The sequence below is a fragment of the Streptomyces sp. XY431 genome (genome assembly GCF_001279805.1).
Classification (GTDB): Bacteria; Actinomycetota; Actinomycetes; order Streptomycetales; family Streptomycetaceae; genus Kitasatospora; species Kitasatospora purpeofusca.
In genome coordinates this window covers 13,228-28,955 of sequence record NZ_LGDO01000475.1, presented here as the reverse complement: position 1 = coordinate 28,955, position 15,728 = coordinate 13,228, and the positions used below count along the sequence as shown (strand labels likewise).

Sequence of the window (15,728 nt, the reverse complement as noted above, 5' to 3'; positions counted from 1 at the left end):
GCAGTCCCACGCCCGGTCAACGGCCCTCCGGCGGGCAGGCGCGCGGCCGTCGCTGGGGGAGCGTTCGCGTACGCCCCGCGACGGCCGCGCGCCCGGAAACGGTGGCCCACGGCGTCGGGTGGCGCGCGGAGGCGCGCCCGCCGCCGGAAATGCGACCGAGCGCGAGCCGGGTGCACTGCGCCGGGAGTCCGGTCCGAACGTGCGCTGTTGCGGAGAATTCGTGGCGGCTCCACTATTCGGAGGGCCGCATCGCCATACCGGATTCCGACCGCCGGGGTCGCTCCCGGCCAGTACGAGCCGAACGACCCGGATCGCGATTCCTCCGGGCCGGCCCGGCCACCGCATTCCCCGCCCCGTCACCACCGGGGCGTCATGCCGCACCACGGTCCCGTCCGGCCGCGCCCCGCACCGCTGCCGTCGGACGGCCGCGTCCCACCGTGCTCCGCTCCGTGCGTCCCGCCATGCCCGCGGCGTGCCGCGCACCACCCGCCCCGCCCGTTCCGGCCCCGCCACGAGGAGGGTTCCGTTGGACAACCGCTACGAGGCCTACGCCTACGCCGACCCGCTCTTCTACGACTCGCCCCGGCGCTGGGGAGCGCAGGAGGAGTTCGCCGCCGTGACCCGGCCGCTGCCCGAGGGCTGGGAGCGCGGGGACCTGGAGATGTGGGCCGTGGTGCGTCCGGCGGGTGTGCGGATCCCGGACCAGGGCTGGAAGATCCATGTCTCCGCCTGCCTCGGCACCGCGGAGGAGGTGCTGGAGACCGTCCACTCCTTCTGTCTGCGGGAGCGCATCACCTTCAAGTTCCTGCGCGGACTGCCCATCCTCCAGGTGCAGAACTCCAAGTACGCGCCCCGCGGCTCCAGCGGGAAGTTCTGCACCCTCTACCCGGTCGACGACGCCGAGCTGCAACGCTGTCTCGACGGGCTCGGCCCGCTGCTGGCCGGACACCGGGGCGCGTACATCCTGAGCGACCTGCGCTGGAAGGACGGGCCGCTGTACCTGAGGTACGGCGGGTTCGCCGAGCGCTACTGCCGCAACGACGCCGGGGAGCTCGTCCTGGCCCTGGCCGGACCGGACGGCCGGCTCGTGCCGGACGTGCGCGGGGCCGCGTTCTCGGTGCCGCCCTGGGCGCCGGTGCCGGAGTGCATCGCCGAGGCGGTCGCGGAACGCGCGGCACCGCAGGACACCGGGCTCCCGTACACCGTCGAGCGGGTCCTGCACTTCTCCAACGCCGGCGGCGTCTACCTGGCCCGCGACGGGCGGGACGGGCCGCAGCTGGTGCTCAAGGAGGCCCGGCCGTTCGCCGGGCTGGACCAGCGCGGCGTCGACGCGGTGACCAGGCTGCGCAACGAGCACGCCGTCCTGGTGCGGCTGGCCGGCGTGCCCGGAGTCCCCCGGGAGCACGGCCTGCTGACGGCCTGGGAGCACGAGTTCCTGGTCCAGGAGTACATCGCCGGGCAGTCCCTGAGCGAGTGGCTGACGGCCCGCTACCCGCTGATCCACCCCGACGCCGACGAGGAGGCCGTCGCCGGGTACACCCGCGACGCCCTGGCCGTCGTGGACCAGGTGGAACGCGCGGTGGCCGGGATCCACGAGCGGGGCGTCGTCTTCGGCGACCTCCACCCGCGCAACCTGATCATCCGGCCGGACGGCGAGCTGTGCCTGATCGACTTCGAACTCGCCAGCACCGTCGACGACTTCCTGCGCCCGGCGCTGGGCGCCGCCGGCTTCACCGCCCCGCCCGGCCACACCGGGACGGACGTGGACCGGTACGCGCTGGCCGCGCTGCGGCTGTGGCTCTTCTACCCGCTGGTCCAGCTCACCGCCCTCGACGCGGACAAGGCCGGGCAGCTCGCGGACGCCGTCGAGCGCCGCTTCCCGGTGCCGCCCGGCTACACCGACGAGGTCCGCCGCCTGCTCGGCCGTAACCCCGGCGACGGGCGCACACCCCGCCCGGAACTCGCGGAGGGCCGCGACGGGACCCGCGCGCTGCTGGAGGCACCGGTCGCCGACTGGCCGGCGATCCGCGACTCGCTCGCCGCCGGCATCGCCGCGGCCGCCACCCCCGAACGCTCCGACCGCCTGTTCCCGGGCGACGTCGCCCAGTTCACCCAGGGCGGGCTCGGCTTGGCGCACGGCGCGGCCGGGGTGCTCTACGCCCTGCACAGCACCGGGGCCGAGGTCGACCCCGCGCACGTGCGGTGGCTGGCCGAGGCCGCCCTCGGCCGCCGGACGTCGCCCGGCCTCTACCACGGCGGCCACGGCGTCGCGTACGTCCTGGACCTGCTGGGGGAGCGCGAACGGGCGCTGGAACTGCTGCACCGGCTCGACGGGCACGCCGCCGACGGCGATTCGGCGCCCGCGCCGACGCTGGCCTCCGGCGGGCCCGGGACCGCGCTCACCCTGCTGCACTTCGCCCGCGCCACGGGCGAGGAGCGGCTGCTGGAGGAGGCCCTGAACGCGGCCGGCGCCGCCGCGACCGCCTGGGAGAAGCACGGGGGAGGCGCGGCCGGGCTGCTGGCCGGCTCCTCGGGTGCCGCCCTCGCGCTGGTCCGGCTGTACGAACACACCGGTGACCGCACCCTGCTGGACCGCGCCGAGGCCCTGCTCGAACTCGACCTCGCCCGCTGCGTCCAGGTGAGCGACGGCACCCTCCAGGTGGTCGACCGGCGCCGCGTCCTGCCCTACATCGAGACCGGCAGCGCCGGGATCGGGATCGCCCTGGCCGCGCTGCTCCGCCACCGGCCCGCCGCCGCAGCGGCCGAGCGGCAGGCGCTGATCCGCAGGGCCGCCGAGCCGGAGTTCGTGATCCAGGCGGGCCTGTTCAACGGGCGGGCCGGACTCATCGGCTACCTGGCCCTGACCGGCGGGTGTGCCGACGAAGGCCCGGCAGACCGGGGCGGCGGCGGGCTGCTCGACCGGCACCGGGCGCTGCTGGCGCTCCACCAGGTGCCCTACCTGGGCCGCCTGGCCTTCCCCGGCGACCAGCTGCTGCGGCTGTCGACGGACCTCGCGACCGGCTCGGCCGGGGTGCTGCTGGCCCTGGGCACGGCGTTCGCGGGGACCCCGTTCCTCCCGTTCACCGGCCCGGCCACCGCGGATCCGGCTGCCACCGACCTCGTTGCCACCGACCCGGTCGCCGCCGCACCGCCGGCCGCGCCCCACTGACCGCACGCCCCGACCCTGCCGAAGGGCCCACCGGCCCACCGGCACCCCGAGCGCGCCGCCGCGCGAGCGCGCCGCCACAGACTCCCGGCCGACCGGCCGGGTGATCCACCGCGAAGTGAAGGAGACCATCATGGCGATCCTCGACCTCCAGACCCTGGAGCTGCCCGAGACCGAGGCGGCCCCGATCGACGACACCCTCGCCAGCACCAGCTCGCTGAGCGTCCTGAACTGCGGCACCAGCACGGTCAGCACGCTCATCTGTCTCTGACCCACGCGGCCGCCCGACGGGTGGCCCCTGTGGTCCGAGCGGCCAGGCCGGGCGGGTGGTCGACCGACCACCCGCCCGGCCCCCGGGCCGCGGCGTCCGACGCCGCGGCCCTCGCGCTTCCCTCCTCCAGCCTCTGCCTCCACCCGCCGATCCGCCCAGCAGAGAGAGGTGCCCCGTGGCCGCCCAGCCCGCCGACACCGTCGCCGCCGCTCCCGCGTCGCCGCAGGTCCGGCTGCGCCGTGAACTCGCCGTCCAGCCGGTCCGCCTCGCCGCCGCCCTGCTCCTCGCCGTGGTGGCCACCGTCGCGGCCCTCGCGCTTCCGCTGCTGGTCCGCCGGATCGTCGGGGACTTCTCCGCCCACCGCTCCCTCACCCCCGGCCTCCTGCTGATGGCCGCCGCCGCCGTCGGCGGCGCGGCCGCCCAGGCACTCTCCGGCTTCCAGCTCGCCCGGGTCGGCGAGGGCATGACCTACCGCCTGCGCACCACGGTGATGGCCCACGCCCTGCGGCTGCCGCTGCCGGTGGTACGGGCCCGGGGGACCGGCGAGCTCGCCGCCCGCGTCACCTCCGACGCCCAACTGCTCGGCCAGGTCGTCGAGGTGGCGATGCAACTCCCGCTGGCCGCCTTCGGGGTGCTGGCGACCCTGGCGGTGATGGTGTGGATCGACTGGGTGCTCACCGCCGTCACCGTCGCCGCCCTGGCCGCCCTGACCGCGCTGGTCCTGCTGATCATGCGCCGGATGCGGGCCAACGTCACCGGCCAGCAGGAGGCGGTGGGCCAGATCGCCCAGCGCTTCACCGCGAACCTGGAGGCCCTCACCACCATCAAGGCCTGCCGGGCCGAACCGCTGGCCGACCGGGTGCTGGAGCAGGACGCCGAGCAGCTGCGCGTGGTGTCGCTGACCGGGGCCCGGCTGGGCGCCCTGGTGCCCGCGGCGCTCACCCTCGGCAACCAGTTCGCCATGATCGCGGTGATCCTCACCGGCGGTGCGCGCATGGCGGCGGGCCACCTGCAAGTGGCCGAGTTCGCCGCCTTCCTGCTCTACCTGCTCCAGACCGTCCCCTCCGTGAACACCCTCGCCACCGGCTTCGGCCGGCTCCAGGCCGGACTCGCCGCCCGGGACCGCTGCAACGAACTGCTCGCCCTGCCCCAGGAGGCGGACCCGGAGGACGAGGTCCGTCCCACCCCCGTCCCGGTGCCCGACGCCCCGGCCGTGGTCTTCCGCGGCGTCTCCTACACCCACGCCGGCACCGGGCGGCCCGCCCTGGACTCCGCCTCCTTCAGCATCCCGCGCACCGGCCTGACCGCCGTGGTCGGCCCCTCGGGCGCGGGCAAGAGCACCGCGCTCTCCCTCGTCGGCCGCTTCCTCCGGCCCGGCGCCGGGTCGGTCAGCATCCTCGGCCACGACATCCGCACCTGGCCCCTGGGCTCGCTGCGGGCCCGGATGGCCTACGTCGACCAGGAGTTCACCCTGCTGGAGGCCAGCGCCCGGGACAACCTCCAACTCGGCCGCACCGGCACCGCCGGCGACGGCGAACTCGCCCGGGCCCTGACCACCGTCGGCCTCGCCCAGGACGTCGACCGCCTCCCGCACGGCCTGGACACCGTCCTGGGCCGCGAGTTCGACCTGTCCGGAGGCCAGCGCCAGCGGATGGCCCTGGCCCGCGCCCTCCTCACCGGCGCCGACATCGTCCTCCTCGACGAGCCCACCAGCCAGCTCGACGGCCTCAACGAGCTGCGCTTCCGCGAGATCGTCGACCAACTGGCCCGCCGCAGCGCCGTCGTGGTCGTCGCCCACCGGCTCTCCACGGTCCAGCACGCCGATCACGTGATCATGATGAACCGGGGCACCGTCGTCGACGCCGCCGACCACCCCACCCTCCTCGCCCGCTGCGCCCCCTACCGCGAACTCGTCGCCGCCCAGACCGGCCAGGTGGCGGTCCCCTACGAGTAGCCCGAGGAGTTCCGCCCACGAGCCGTCACACGGTTGCCGGAATTTCCGCCTTCTGTCATGATCACGATCCGTGATGAACCGTCGTACTCTGATCACCGCGCTCGCCGCCGCCCCCGCCCTCGCCGCCGTCGGCGGCACCCTGGGAGCCGCCCCGGCCCACGCCGCGGACACCTACGCCTCCAACACGGCCCTCTACTCGGACCCGGCGCTGGCCGAGGGAGTGGACTTCGGCCGCCGCTCGCGCCGGCACCTGGTCGACGACCAGAACCCGGCGGCGCGCGCCGGAATCGTCCGCACCACCGTCGTCGCCCCGCACGGCGGCGGCATCGAGGGCGGCACCTCCGAGCTGTGCCTGGCCGTCGCCGGCTACCACCCGGCCGACCTCGCCCCCACCCCGGCGGCCGGACCGGTGCACGACTTCTGGATGTTCGAGGGCCTGCGCTCCTCCGGGAACAGCGCCCTGCACGTCACCTCGACCCACTGCGACGACACCGTCGCCCGCGCGATGTGCGCCGGCAGCCTCAATGTGCTCTCGCTGCACGGCTGCACCGCCGCCCAGGCCGGTCTGGAGGCCGGCGCCGCGGCCGTGCTGGTCGGCGGCCTGAACCCGACCTTCCGCCAGTACCTGATGGAGCAGTTCGCGGCGGCGGGCATCCGCGCGGTGACGGCCTCGGGGGAGGAGGAGATCGCCGGGATCTCCCCGGAGAACATCTGCAACCGCAGCCTGCTCGGCATGGGCGCCCAGCTGGAGACCACCACCGAGCTGCGCGCCGCGATGTTCGCCCCGGGCCGGAACACCAGGACCGAGCGCGCCGCCAACACCCTGCCGCTGTTCTGGGCCTTCACCAACGCGGTCCGGATCGCGATCCAGCGCCTGGAGGCCACCCAGCCCGTGCTCTGACCCGGCCGCCTCCCGTTCCCCTCGGCCAATGTCGGGGGTTCATTGCATGAACATCAGCTGACGTGACTTATGGAGGCGAGGGCGGGCTGTCTAGGCTGCGGCCGTCCGGTGTGATCATTTCAGTCCGAGAGACTTGCCATGTTGATCGTTTCCCTGCTGTTCCTGGCCATCGGTGTCAGTCTGCTCGTTCTCCGCTGGCGCAAGGTCGGGTCCTGGCCGGTCACCCTGGGCGGACTCCTCACCGGTGCCCTCGGGCTGCTGCTGGGGCTCACCACCTTTGTGCACGTGGTCGATCCGACCGAGGTCGGGGTGCCGACCAGCCTCGGCAAGGTCGGCGCGGCCTGGCAGCCGGGGCTGCACTTCAAGTCGCCGCTGACCGACGTGACCACCTTCTCGACCCGGCCCGTCGACCTCGATCTGACTGGTGACTCGACCGTCGAGGTCCGGTCCTCCGAGGGCGGGGTGCTGTACGCCGATCTGACGGTCAAGTGGTCGATCGACCCGCAGCACACCGTCGAGCTGTACAAGCTGGCCGGCAGCGCCGAGGCCGTCCAGCGGCGGCAGGTCTACCCGGACAGCCGGGAGATCGTGCGCAATGTCTTCGCCCGCCACACCAGCGTCGAGGGCTACAGCTCGCAGCGGGAGGCGATCAGCGCGGAGATCGACAAGCTGATCACCGCCCGGCTGGCCCCGCGCGGCATCCTCGTCAACGGGGTCAACCTGCGCAACGTCCGGCCGAGCGACGGCCTGCAGAAGGCCATCGACCAGAAGATCCAGCAGGACCAGGCCACCGCCCAGGCGGAGGCGTCCGTGCGCACGGCCAAGGCCGAGGCGGAGAAGCGCAAGATCGAGGCCGACAGCACCGCCGCCGCCAATGCCGCGATCGCCGGCTCGCTGACCGACAAGATCCTGCTGAGCCAGTGCATCGAGGCCTTCAAGGCCGCTGCCGAGAAGAACCCCGTCTACGCCAGCCCCTGCGGCTCCAACGGCACGCCGGTCATCGTCGACGGCACCAAGCGCTGAGGCCGGAGCCCGGTCCGCCCCTCCCCGACAGGCATGCGGGGGAGGGGCGGTGGCGGTCCGTCAGGCGGTGACGGTGGCGACCGGGTCCAGGCCGTAGGTGCGGGCGTAACCGTTCTCGGTGCCCACGAGCAGCTCGACGACCTCGAACCAGCGGTCCCAGAAAGGGGTTTCGCGCAGCGCGTCGACCAGCAGCCGGTAGGCGTCGTGGTCGTCCGCCTCCCAGACCCAGATGTCGGTCACCCGCGCCGAGTAGAACTCCGTGTCGTAGAAGCGGGAACGGACGCCGCGGGCGCGGGCCTCGATCACCGGGAGGACCTGGGTGGTGAAGGCGTGGACCCGCTCGCCCACGCTCATCCCCAGCCACTCGGGTGTGGTCTTGACCAGCATGAACGCGGTGACGGGCGGTGCGGTCGCTTCAGCGGGCATCGGTGGCCTCCAGGGCCGTGTCAGTGGTGTCAGTAATGGCGGCGGTGCCGGCGGCGAGGACGGCGGGCTTCAGGGTCTCGGCGCACCACTGCGCGAACCCGGTGGCCGGGACCTCCGGCCGCGGCGGGCGCCCGACGCCCGCGTCCAGGCCCTGGTCCTTGGCGCGCTTCATCTCGACGACGCCCTCCGCGAAGGCCGGGTGCAGGCCGTACCCGAGCAGGGCGGACCGCAACTCGTCCAGCGACTGGCGCCGGTAGCGGACCGGGCGGCCGAGCTGCTCGGTCATGATCCGGGCCAGGTCCTCGGGCGAGAGGTCCTCGGGGCCGAGCACCGGGACGCTGTCGACACCGCTCCAGGTGCGGTCCAGCAGCAGCCCGGCCGCCGTCGCGGCGATGTCGGCGACGGCCACCAGCGGGGCGCGGCGGTCCGCGGCGACGGTGTCGGTGAAGACGCCGTCGGCGCGGATCGAGTCGGCCTCCTCCAGCAGGTTCTCGAAGAAGGACGGGCAGGCCAGGGCGCGGTAGGCGACGCCGGAGCCGGCGATCAGGTCGTCCATGGCGAGGGAGGCGGTGACCAGCCCGGCCCGGGCCGCCTGTGCGGTGCCGCGGCCGAGCGCCGACACCCCGACGACCCGGCCGACGCCGTGGGCGGCGAACGCCCGGGCGGCGGGGCGGGTGAAGCCGCTCCACCCGTCCTCGGGCGAGGCCGAGGCGTCCGGCGGGACCAGCCAGAACACGGCGTCGGCGCCGGCGAACGCGCGCTCCACGGTCGCTGCGTCGCCGTGCGAGCCGGTGACCACCTCGACCCGGCCGCGGACGGCCTCGGGCAGCCGGGCCGGATCGCGGACCACGACCCGCAGTTCCTCCCCGTGCACGGGCGCGGCCTCGACCAGGAGGGACAGCAGCCGACGGCCGATGCTCCCGGTGGGGGCGGTAATGACGATCATGAAAAACCTCGCGGTCTCGGTCGGATCAGGGGTGCCCCCTCATCGTGCGGACGGCGACCGCATTGCCACAATGGGAACTTCAGCATCCAATCCTTGCCCAGAACGGAACAATGCCGGTGAGCAGCCAGGATCCGAACCTCGACGCCAATCTCGCGATCGCCCTGGACGCCCTGCTGACCGAGCAGAGCGTCACCCGCGCCGCCGCGCGGCTGCACACCTCCCCCGCGGCGATGAGCCGCACCCTGGCCCGGCTGCGCCGGGTGCTCCAGGACCCGCTGCTGGTGCGGGCCGGCCAGGCGATGGTGCCCACGCCCCGCGCCGAGGAACTGCGGGACGAGGCCGCCGCGGTGGTGCGCCGGCTGGAGGCGCTGCTCACCCCGAGCGGAGAGGTCGATCCCGCCGCGCTGCGGCGCACCTTCACCGTCCAGGCTGCGGACCTGGTCGGCGCGGCCCTGGCGCCCGGCCTGCTGGCCCTGGCCCGCCGCCGGGCACCGGGCGTCTCGCTGCGGGTCCTGGCCGAGGACTCCGAGGCGGGACCCGCGCTGCGCGAGGGCCGGATCGATCTGGAGATCGGGTCGATCGACCACGTCGACCCGGAGACCCTGGTGGAGGAGCTGGCCACCCTGCGGATGGCGGCCGCGGTCAGGGCCGGCCACCCGCTCGCCGAGGGGCCGCTGACGCCGGCCCGGCTGGCGGCCGCCGAGCACGTGGTGGTCAGCCGCCGCGGCCGCTTCACCGGCCCGCTGGACGCGGCCCTCGCCGAACAGGGCCTCAGCCGCCGGGTGAGCGCCGTACTGCCCGGGCATCTGGCGGCGATGGCCCTGGCCGCCACCGGCGACGTGGTCTGCCTGGTGCCGGTCGCGCGGCCGGGCGAGCCGCCGTCACCGCTCTCCGGCGCGGCACAGACGCTGGGCCTGCGGCTGCTGGAGATCCCGCTCGAACTGCCGCCGCTGACGATCGGCATGGCCTGGCACCCGCGCCATGCCGCCGACGGCGGCCACCAGTGGTTGCGCGCCGCCGTGCGGCGGGTGCTGCGCCCGGCTCCGGCGGGGTGAGCCCCGGACCTCGGCACGCGGAACCGCACGTGCGGCACCGCTGTGTTGCGGTGCCGCACGTAGGTCGGCCGGAGGCGCCGCCCCCTCAGCGCCCGCCGCCCGGGGGACGGACGGTGAGGCTGCCGTAGGCCGACAGCGCCCCGGCCAGGTCGCCGGGCCGGTCGCGCAGGGTGGCGTCCAGGAAGGCGAGCGTGGCCCCGGCGACGACGCGCGGGCTCCGGGCGCGGCCCAGCGAGCCGACGATCGCGGGCACGGGCGGCAGGTACAGCGGGCCGTCCATGAAGCTGAGGTGCGCAGCGCCGGGAACGGTGAGCCGGTAGCTCGTCGCGGTGCCGGCCGCGAGCGCCTCGGTCAGCCGGGGGAGGTAGCGCGCGTCGGTCGCCCCGGTGAGGGCCTGGGTCAGCGCGAGCGCCGGCCGGTCGAGGGCGGGCGAGGCCGGGCCGTGCGGGAAGCCGTCCAGATCGACGACGGCGCGGAACCGGCGGTCCTGCCGGGCCGCCTGGAGCGCGGCGGCGCCCCCCATCGAGTGGCCCGTCACCGCGGCCCGGCCGGTGTCCAGACGACCGGTCAGCGGGTCGCCGCTCCCGGCCCGGTCCAGACCGTCCAGCTGGGTGAGGACGAAGCCGAGGTCGGCGGCCCGGACCGCCGTCCAGCCGGCCGCCAACTGCTCGTCCTGGTCCGCGTCGCCGGAGGAGGAGGTCTCGGTGGTGACCGTCCGGCCGTCGGCGAGGACCACGGCAGCGGAGTCGTACGGGTGGTCGAGGGCGGCCACCAGGTAGCCGTGGCTGGCGAGTTCCTCCGCCCAGGCGGTGTTCTGGGTGCGCACCCCGCCCGACCCGGGGGAGAACAGCACGACCGGGAACCGGCCGCCGCCCCCGGCCACCGCGGCGTCGAAGACCGAACGGCTGCGGGCGTGCGGGACACCGTCGACCAGGAAGCCCGGCAGGCCGACACCCCGGGCGAGGGCCGCGGAGACCGTGCGCGCCTCGTCCTCGGTGCGCCCGAGGTACTGGGCCCGCGGCGTACCGGCGGGGCTCTGCTGCGCGGGGTACCAGAGCTGGACCACGACCGTGCGCCGGTCGTCCGGATCGGGGGTGAAGGTCTCCGGCCGCTGCGGGTCGGTCCACTGCAGCACCCGGGTGCCGACCGCGAACTCGCCCGTGGGCTCGGGGAACACGGGGACGGGGAAGGCCCAGGCGGACACCGGTCCGGCGGCGATCAGCCCGGCGCAGGCCAGCGATCCCGGCAGCGCCAGCCACCAGCGGGCCCGCCGCGCCGGCCGGCCGGTCCGGCGCCGCAGCAGGGGAGCGAGGGCGAACGGCAGCGCGAGGAGGGCGCCGGCCAGGACCGGCAGCAGCTGCCAGCGGAGCCCGGTCAGCGCCAGCACGAGCACGGACAGGAGGAGCGCCGCCCCCGCCGCGACGGTGGTGCGCGGGCGGGCCGCGGGGGGCAGCCAGCGCGCCACCACCAGCGCGAGGGCACTCAGCAGGGCAAGGATTTCCAGGGGGGACAGGAACAGTCCCGTGATGATCTCGGTCACCCGGCCATCGTCGGCGCCGGGCACCTGCCGCCACATCGCTCCCGGGTCGCCGCCCGGTCCGACCGGGGGCGGGCGCCGGGACCCTCTCCACTGCGACCGGGGTGGCAGGCGAACACGCCGGACCGGCCCGCCGCGTTGCGACCCCGGTCGGTGTCCGTCTCCTCCTCCGGTCGTACGCCGGCCCGGCACCGTCCGACGGTGGACTCATGCGCCCGGCGGGCCGGTGGCCTACCGTGACAGGGCCGCGGGACGAGCCGGGCGGCGCGCCGGGTGCGGTCCCCGTACCGGAGGCGGGTCCGGCGGTCCCCGGTGGTGGCCCGCCGGGCCGCCACGACACCGGATCGACAGGGACGTGTGATGACCGAGGCCGCCGCGGAACCCGGCAAGGCCCACCGGCCGAAGGGGCTCCGGCCGAGGGCGGGCCGGGCGGAGCGGGCGGTGACGGCCGCCGCCCGCCGGATCCGCCGCCTGCCGCCCCCGGTGTGGGACTCGCTGCTGCCCGCGCTGCTCCTCCTCAATGCCGCGACCACGCCCGCGCCGCGCGAACCGGCGCTGACCGTGGCCCTCACCGCCGCCCTCGCGCTGCCCCTGCTGTGGCGCCGCCGGGCCCCGCTCGCGGTGTTCGGCGCCGTGGTGGCCGCGGCCTTCGCCCAGTGGCTGCTGGACGTCCAACTCCCGGCGGACATCGCCGTGCTGGTGGCCCTCTACACGGCGGCCGCGCACTCGGAGCGGCGCACCACGCTGGTCGCCGGTGCCGTCGTGGAGGCGGGGGTCCTGCTGGCCTGCCTGCGCTGGGCGCCGGACGGCGCGTTCCTCACCCCGTTCGTCGCGGTCACCGCGATGACCGTGGCCGCCGCCGTCCTCGGGATGAACGTGCGGACCACGCGCGCCTACCTCGCGGCCGTGGAGGAACGGGCCGCGCACCTGGAGCGGGAACAGCAGCAGCAGGCGCGACTGGCCGTCGCCGAGGAAAGGGCGCGGATCACCCGGGAGATGCACGACATCGTCACCCACAACCTGTCCGTCATGGTCGCGCTCGCCGACGCCGCCGGCTACGCGCGGCAGCGGTCGCCCGACCGGGCCGACGCCGCGATGCGGCAGATCTCCGAGACCGGCCGGCAGGCCCTGACCGACATGCGGCGCTCGCTGGGCGTCCTGCGGGCCGACGAACCGGACGCGGAGCGCCACCCGCTGCCCGGCATCGCCCAACTGGACGCTCTCGCCGAGCAGATGTCCGCCGCCGGCCTGCCGACCGCGCTGGAGGTCCACGGCGGCCACGGCCACCTGCCCGCCACCGCCCAGCTCACCGTCTACCGCCTGGTACAGGAAGCCTTGACCAACGCCCTCAAGCACCCCCCCGCCGGCACCCGCGCGACGGTCCGGATCCGCTGCTCGGCCGGCACCGTCACCGTGGACGTCACCGACACCGGCCCCTGCCCGCCGACCCCCGCCGCCGCGCCCTCCGGCCACGGCATCCCCGGCATGCGCGAGCGCTCGGCCGCCTACGGGGGGACCCTGCGGGCCGGACCGCTCCCGGGCGGCGGCTGGGGCGTCCGGACCCGGCTGCTCCTCGACAGCGCCGGGGCGGTGTCCGCATGACGATCCGGATCCTGATCGCCGATGACGAGGCCCTGCTCCGGATGGCCTTCGCCACCGTCCTGGACGCCCAGCCCGACATGGCCCCGGTCGGCGAGGCCGCGGACGGCGAGCAGGCCGTCCGGCTCGCCCGGGAGCTGCGCCCCGATGTCGTCCTGATGGACGTCCGGATGCCCGGGACGGACGGGATCGAGGCGACCCGCGAGCTCGTCCGGGTCTCCCCGCGGAGCAGGGTGCTGATCCTCACCACCTTCGACCTGGACGAGTACGCCTTCGCCGGGCTGCACGCCGGGGCCTCGGGCTTCCTGCTGAAGAACACCAGGCCGGAGGAGCTGCTCGCCGCGATCCGGAGCGTGGCCGCGGGCGACGCGGTGGTCTCGCCGCGGATCACCCGGCGCCTGCTGGAGACCCTCCGCCCGCACATCCCCGACGGCCGCGGCGCCGCGCGCGACGACCGGCTGGGACGGCTCAGCGCCCGGGAGCGCGAGGTGCTGGTCGAGGTGGGCCGAGGGCTGTCCAATGCCGAGATCGCGGCCACCCTGTACCTCGCGGAGGCGACCGTGAAGTCCCATCTGGGGCGGGTCCTGCACAAGCTCGAACTCCGCGACCGGATCCAGGCAGTGGTCTTCGCCCACGAGAACCGCCTCGTCCACCCGGGGTGACGCCCCCACAGGCGCGGGTTTGAAGACGCGCCCTAGTGTGATCATCGGCAGGACGGATGCTCCTGCCGTGCTGAGAACAACGGGGGTGCTGATGAGGCTGCGTCGACGATCCGTCGCGGTCCTGGTCGCGGTGGCGAGCATGCTGGGCGGCGGGAGCGCCGCCGCACCGGCGGCGGTGGCCGCCGCCGTCCAGCCGGTGGACGCGGGGGCTGGCCCGCAGGCGCGGGCGGTGCTGAACTGGCTCGCGCAGCTGCCCGACCGGGGGCTGCGGAACAGGACGGCGTCCGGATTCTTCGCCGGGTACAGCGGCAGTGCCGCGCCGGAGTCGGGCAAGGACTTCGCCACCCAGTACCGGGACGTCACCGAACTGGCCGACCGGACGGGCCGGTTCCCGGCGGTGCTGGCCTGCGACTACGCGAGCGGCTGGAACGCCGACGGGGTGCCGACCGCGATCGACTCGGGCTGCGACACCGAACTGATCGACCACGCCGGTCGCGGCGGGCTGGTCTCGGTGAGTGTCCACCTGCCGAACCCGGTGGCGGGGGCCGCCTGGCGGACTCCGCTGCCGCAGCCGGCCTTCCGTCAGCTGTCCGACCCGGCCACCGCCGTCGGCCGGGCCTGGCGGGCCGAACTCGACGACGTCGCGGCCGGGTTGCGGCGGCTGTCCGACGCCGGGGTGCCGGTGCTGTTCCGCCCGTTCCACGAGATGAACGGCGACTGGTTCTGGTGGGGCCACCAGGACCCGGCCGACTTCGCGGCACTGTGGCGCGGCACCTACGACTACCTCACCACCGCCAAGGGCCTGCACAACCTGCTGTGGACCTACGCGTCGAACTGCGGCTCCGCCGACCCCACCGCCTACTGGGTCGGCCGCGCCTACGCCGACGTGGTCGGGCTGGACTGCTACACCGCCGACCCGTCGGCGATCACCGGCTACGAGAAGCTGGTCGAGCTCGGCAAGCCGTTCGCGTTCACCGAGATCGGCCCGGGTTCGGGCGCGGGCGGCACCTTCGACTACGAGCTGTGGGTGAAGGCGCTGCACGAGCGCTTCCCGCGCACCTCCTACTTCCTGGCCTGGAACAACGAGTGGAGTCCGGCCCGGAACGTCAACGGCGCCAAGCTGATGAACGACCCGTGGACGGTGAACCGGGGCGGGGTCGACCTCGCCGCCGCCCCGGCGGAGAACCCGCCGGTGGTCCACCAGGACTTCGAGAGCGGCACCCAGGGCTGGAGCGGCTGGCACCTCGCGGCCGGCCCGTGGCAGGTCACGGAGTGGTCCGCCCGCGGCAGCGGCTCGCTCAAGGCCGACGTGGACCTCGGCACCGGAGCGGCCTACCTCAACAAGGTCGGCCCGCTCGACCTCTCCGGGGACACCGAGCTCAGCGTCGACGCCCGCACCGCGCCCTGGGGCGACCAGGCCGGCGGCACCCGCGCCAAGCTCTACGTGCGCACCGGCACCGGCGACGCCTCCGGCTGGACCTGGACCGACTCGGGCGCCGTCACCGTCGACACCAAGTCCACCCGGCTGGTCCTCGACCTGACCAGGGTCCCGGACCGGGCCCACGTCCGCGAGATCGGCGTCGAGTTCGCCCCCGCGGCCGGGGCGAGCGGCCGCTCCGCGGTCTACCTCGACGACATGCGGCGCGGCGGCCTGCTGGCCGGCTTCGAGCACGGCACCGAGGGCTGGTCCGGGTCCGGCGCGGCGGCCGGGCCCTGGGCGGTCGCCGACGAGGGAGCGGCCGAGGGCCGCGGCGCGCTCAAGGCCGACGCCGAGCCCGAGCGGGGCGCCGTGCAGCTCCGGCGGACGGCCCCCGTCGACCTGACCGGGGCCACCGTGCTCACCGTCGCCGCCGGCACCGCGCCCTGGGGGCAGCAGGCGGGCGGCACCACCGCCACGCTGTATGTGCGCACCGGTACCGGCGACGCCTCCGGCTGGACCTGGACCGGGAGCCCCGCCGTCACCGTCGGCCCGGACGGGCGGACCCTGCGGCTCGACCTGGCCGGGGTGCCCGACCCCGCCCACGTCCGGGAGATCGGCGTGGTGTTCACCCCCGCCCCGGGTGCCACCGGCCGCACCGCCGTCTACCTGGACGCCCTGCGGAGGTGGAGCTGACCCGGTCGGCCCTGCTGCCGTCCGGCCCGGCCCGGCCTGGCACGATCCCCGGACGCCCCGGACCCCGCCACCGCG

12 protein-coding genes are annotated in these 15,728 nt (G+C 75.4%); 9 read left to right on the top strand and 3 right to left on the bottom strand.

Annotated elements, in window-relative coordinates:
* Nucleotides 1-526 precede the first annotated feature (526 nt).
* The 5 genes from lanKC (at nt 527) to ADK60_RS30035 (ending at nt 7,315) form a co-directional block, all read left to right on the top strand.
* A complete protein-coding gene (gene lanKC, locus ADK60_RS30050; protein ID WP_053650116.1) occupies nt 527-3,169 on the top strand; it encodes a class III lanthionine synthetase LanKC in 2,643 nt (880 codons plus the stop codon).
* A gap of 130 nt (nt 3,170-3,299) precedes the next feature.
* Nucleotides 3,300-3,437: a SapB/AmfS family lanthipeptide gene (locus tag ADK60_RS43970; RefSeq protein ID WP_094745592.1), complete on the top strand. Its 138-nt coding sequence runs from the start codon at nt 3,300-3,302 to the stop codon at nt 3,435-3,437.
* A gap of 175 nt (nt 3,438-3,612) precedes the next feature.
* Entirely contained in the window at nt 3,613-5,391 is a 1,779-nt protein-coding gene (locus ADK60_RS30045; protein ID WP_053650114.1) for an ABC transporter ATP-binding protein, read from the top strand.
* Nucleotides 5,392-5,464: 73 nt separating this feature from the next.
* The gene (locus ADK60_RS30040; RefSeq protein WP_079008797.1) at nt 5,465-6,292 is read left to right on the top strand and encodes a poly-gamma-glutamate hydrolase family protein; all 828 of its coding nucleotides are present in this window, start codon (nt 5,465-5,467) and stop codon (nt 6,290-6,292) included.
* A gap of 138 nt (nt 6,293-6,430) precedes the next feature.
* Entirely contained in the window at nt 6,431-7,315 is an 885-nt protein-coding gene (locus tag ADK60_RS30035; RefSeq protein ID WP_053650112.1) for a prohibitin family protein, read from the top strand.
* A 60-nt stretch (nt 7,316-7,375) separates the two neighbouring features.
* Here ADK60_RS30035 and ADK60_RS30030 read toward each other — a convergent pair whose 3' ends face one another.
* Both ADK60_RS30030 and ADK60_RS30025 read right to left on the bottom strand, forming a co-directional pair.
* Nucleotides 7,376-7,741 (bottom strand): darcynin family protein, encoded by a 366-nt coding sequence (locus ADK60_RS30030; protein WP_053650110.1) that lies wholly within the window; start codon nt 7,739-7,741, stop codon nt 7,376-7,378.
* Complete coding sequence (locus ADK60_RS30025; protein WP_079008796.1) at nt 7,731-8,687, bottom strand: NAD(P)H-binding protein; 957 nt, start codon at nt 8,685-8,687, stop codon at nt 7,731-7,733. The genes ADK60_RS30030 and ADK60_RS30025 overlap by 11 nt, the downstream gene beginning before the upstream one ends.
* Before the next feature lie 110 nt (nt 8,688-8,797).
* On the opposite strand from ADK60_RS30025, the gene ADK60_RS30020 reads away from it, so the two are divergent.
* Entirely contained in the window at nt 8,798-9,742 is a 945-nt protein-coding gene (locus ADK60_RS30020; protein ID WP_053650108.1) for a LysR family transcriptional regulator, read from the top strand.
* An 85-nt stretch (nt 9,743-9,827) separates the two neighbouring features.
* Here ADK60_RS30020 and ADK60_RS30015 read toward each other — a convergent pair whose 3' ends face one another.
* Nucleotides 9,828-11,318, bottom strand: coding sequence for an alpha/beta hydrolase family protein (locus ADK60_RS30015; protein WP_053650106.1), 1,491 nt, complete (start codon nt 11,316-11,318; stop codon nt 9,828-9,830).
* Nucleotides 11,319-11,639: 321 nt separating this feature from the next.
* Here ADK60_RS30015 and ADK60_RS30010 point away from each other — a divergent pair, with 321 nt between their 5' ends.
* From ADK60_RS30010 to ADK60_RS30000, 3 genes are all read left to right on the top strand, one after another.
* Nucleotides 11,640-12,881 (top strand): sensor histidine kinase, encoded by a 1,242-nt coding sequence (locus ADK60_RS30010; RefSeq protein ID WP_079008795.1) that lies wholly within the window; start codon nt 11,640-11,642, stop codon nt 12,879-12,881.
* Nucleotides 12,878-13,540, top strand: coding sequence for a response regulator (locus ADK60_RS30005; protein WP_053650104.1), 663 nt, complete (start codon nt 12,878-12,880; stop codon nt 13,538-13,540). Before ADK60_RS30010 ends, ADK60_RS30005 begins: the two co-directional genes overlap by 4 nt.
* A 67-nt stretch (nt 13,541-13,607) precedes the next feature.
* Complete coding sequence (locus tag ADK60_RS30000) at nt 13,608-15,653, top strand: glycosyl hydrolase (RefSeq protein ID WP_234371335.1); 2,046 nt, start codon at nt 13,608-13,610, stop codon at nt 15,651-15,653.
* The last annotated feature ends 75 nt before the right edge of the window (nt 15,654-15,728 follow it).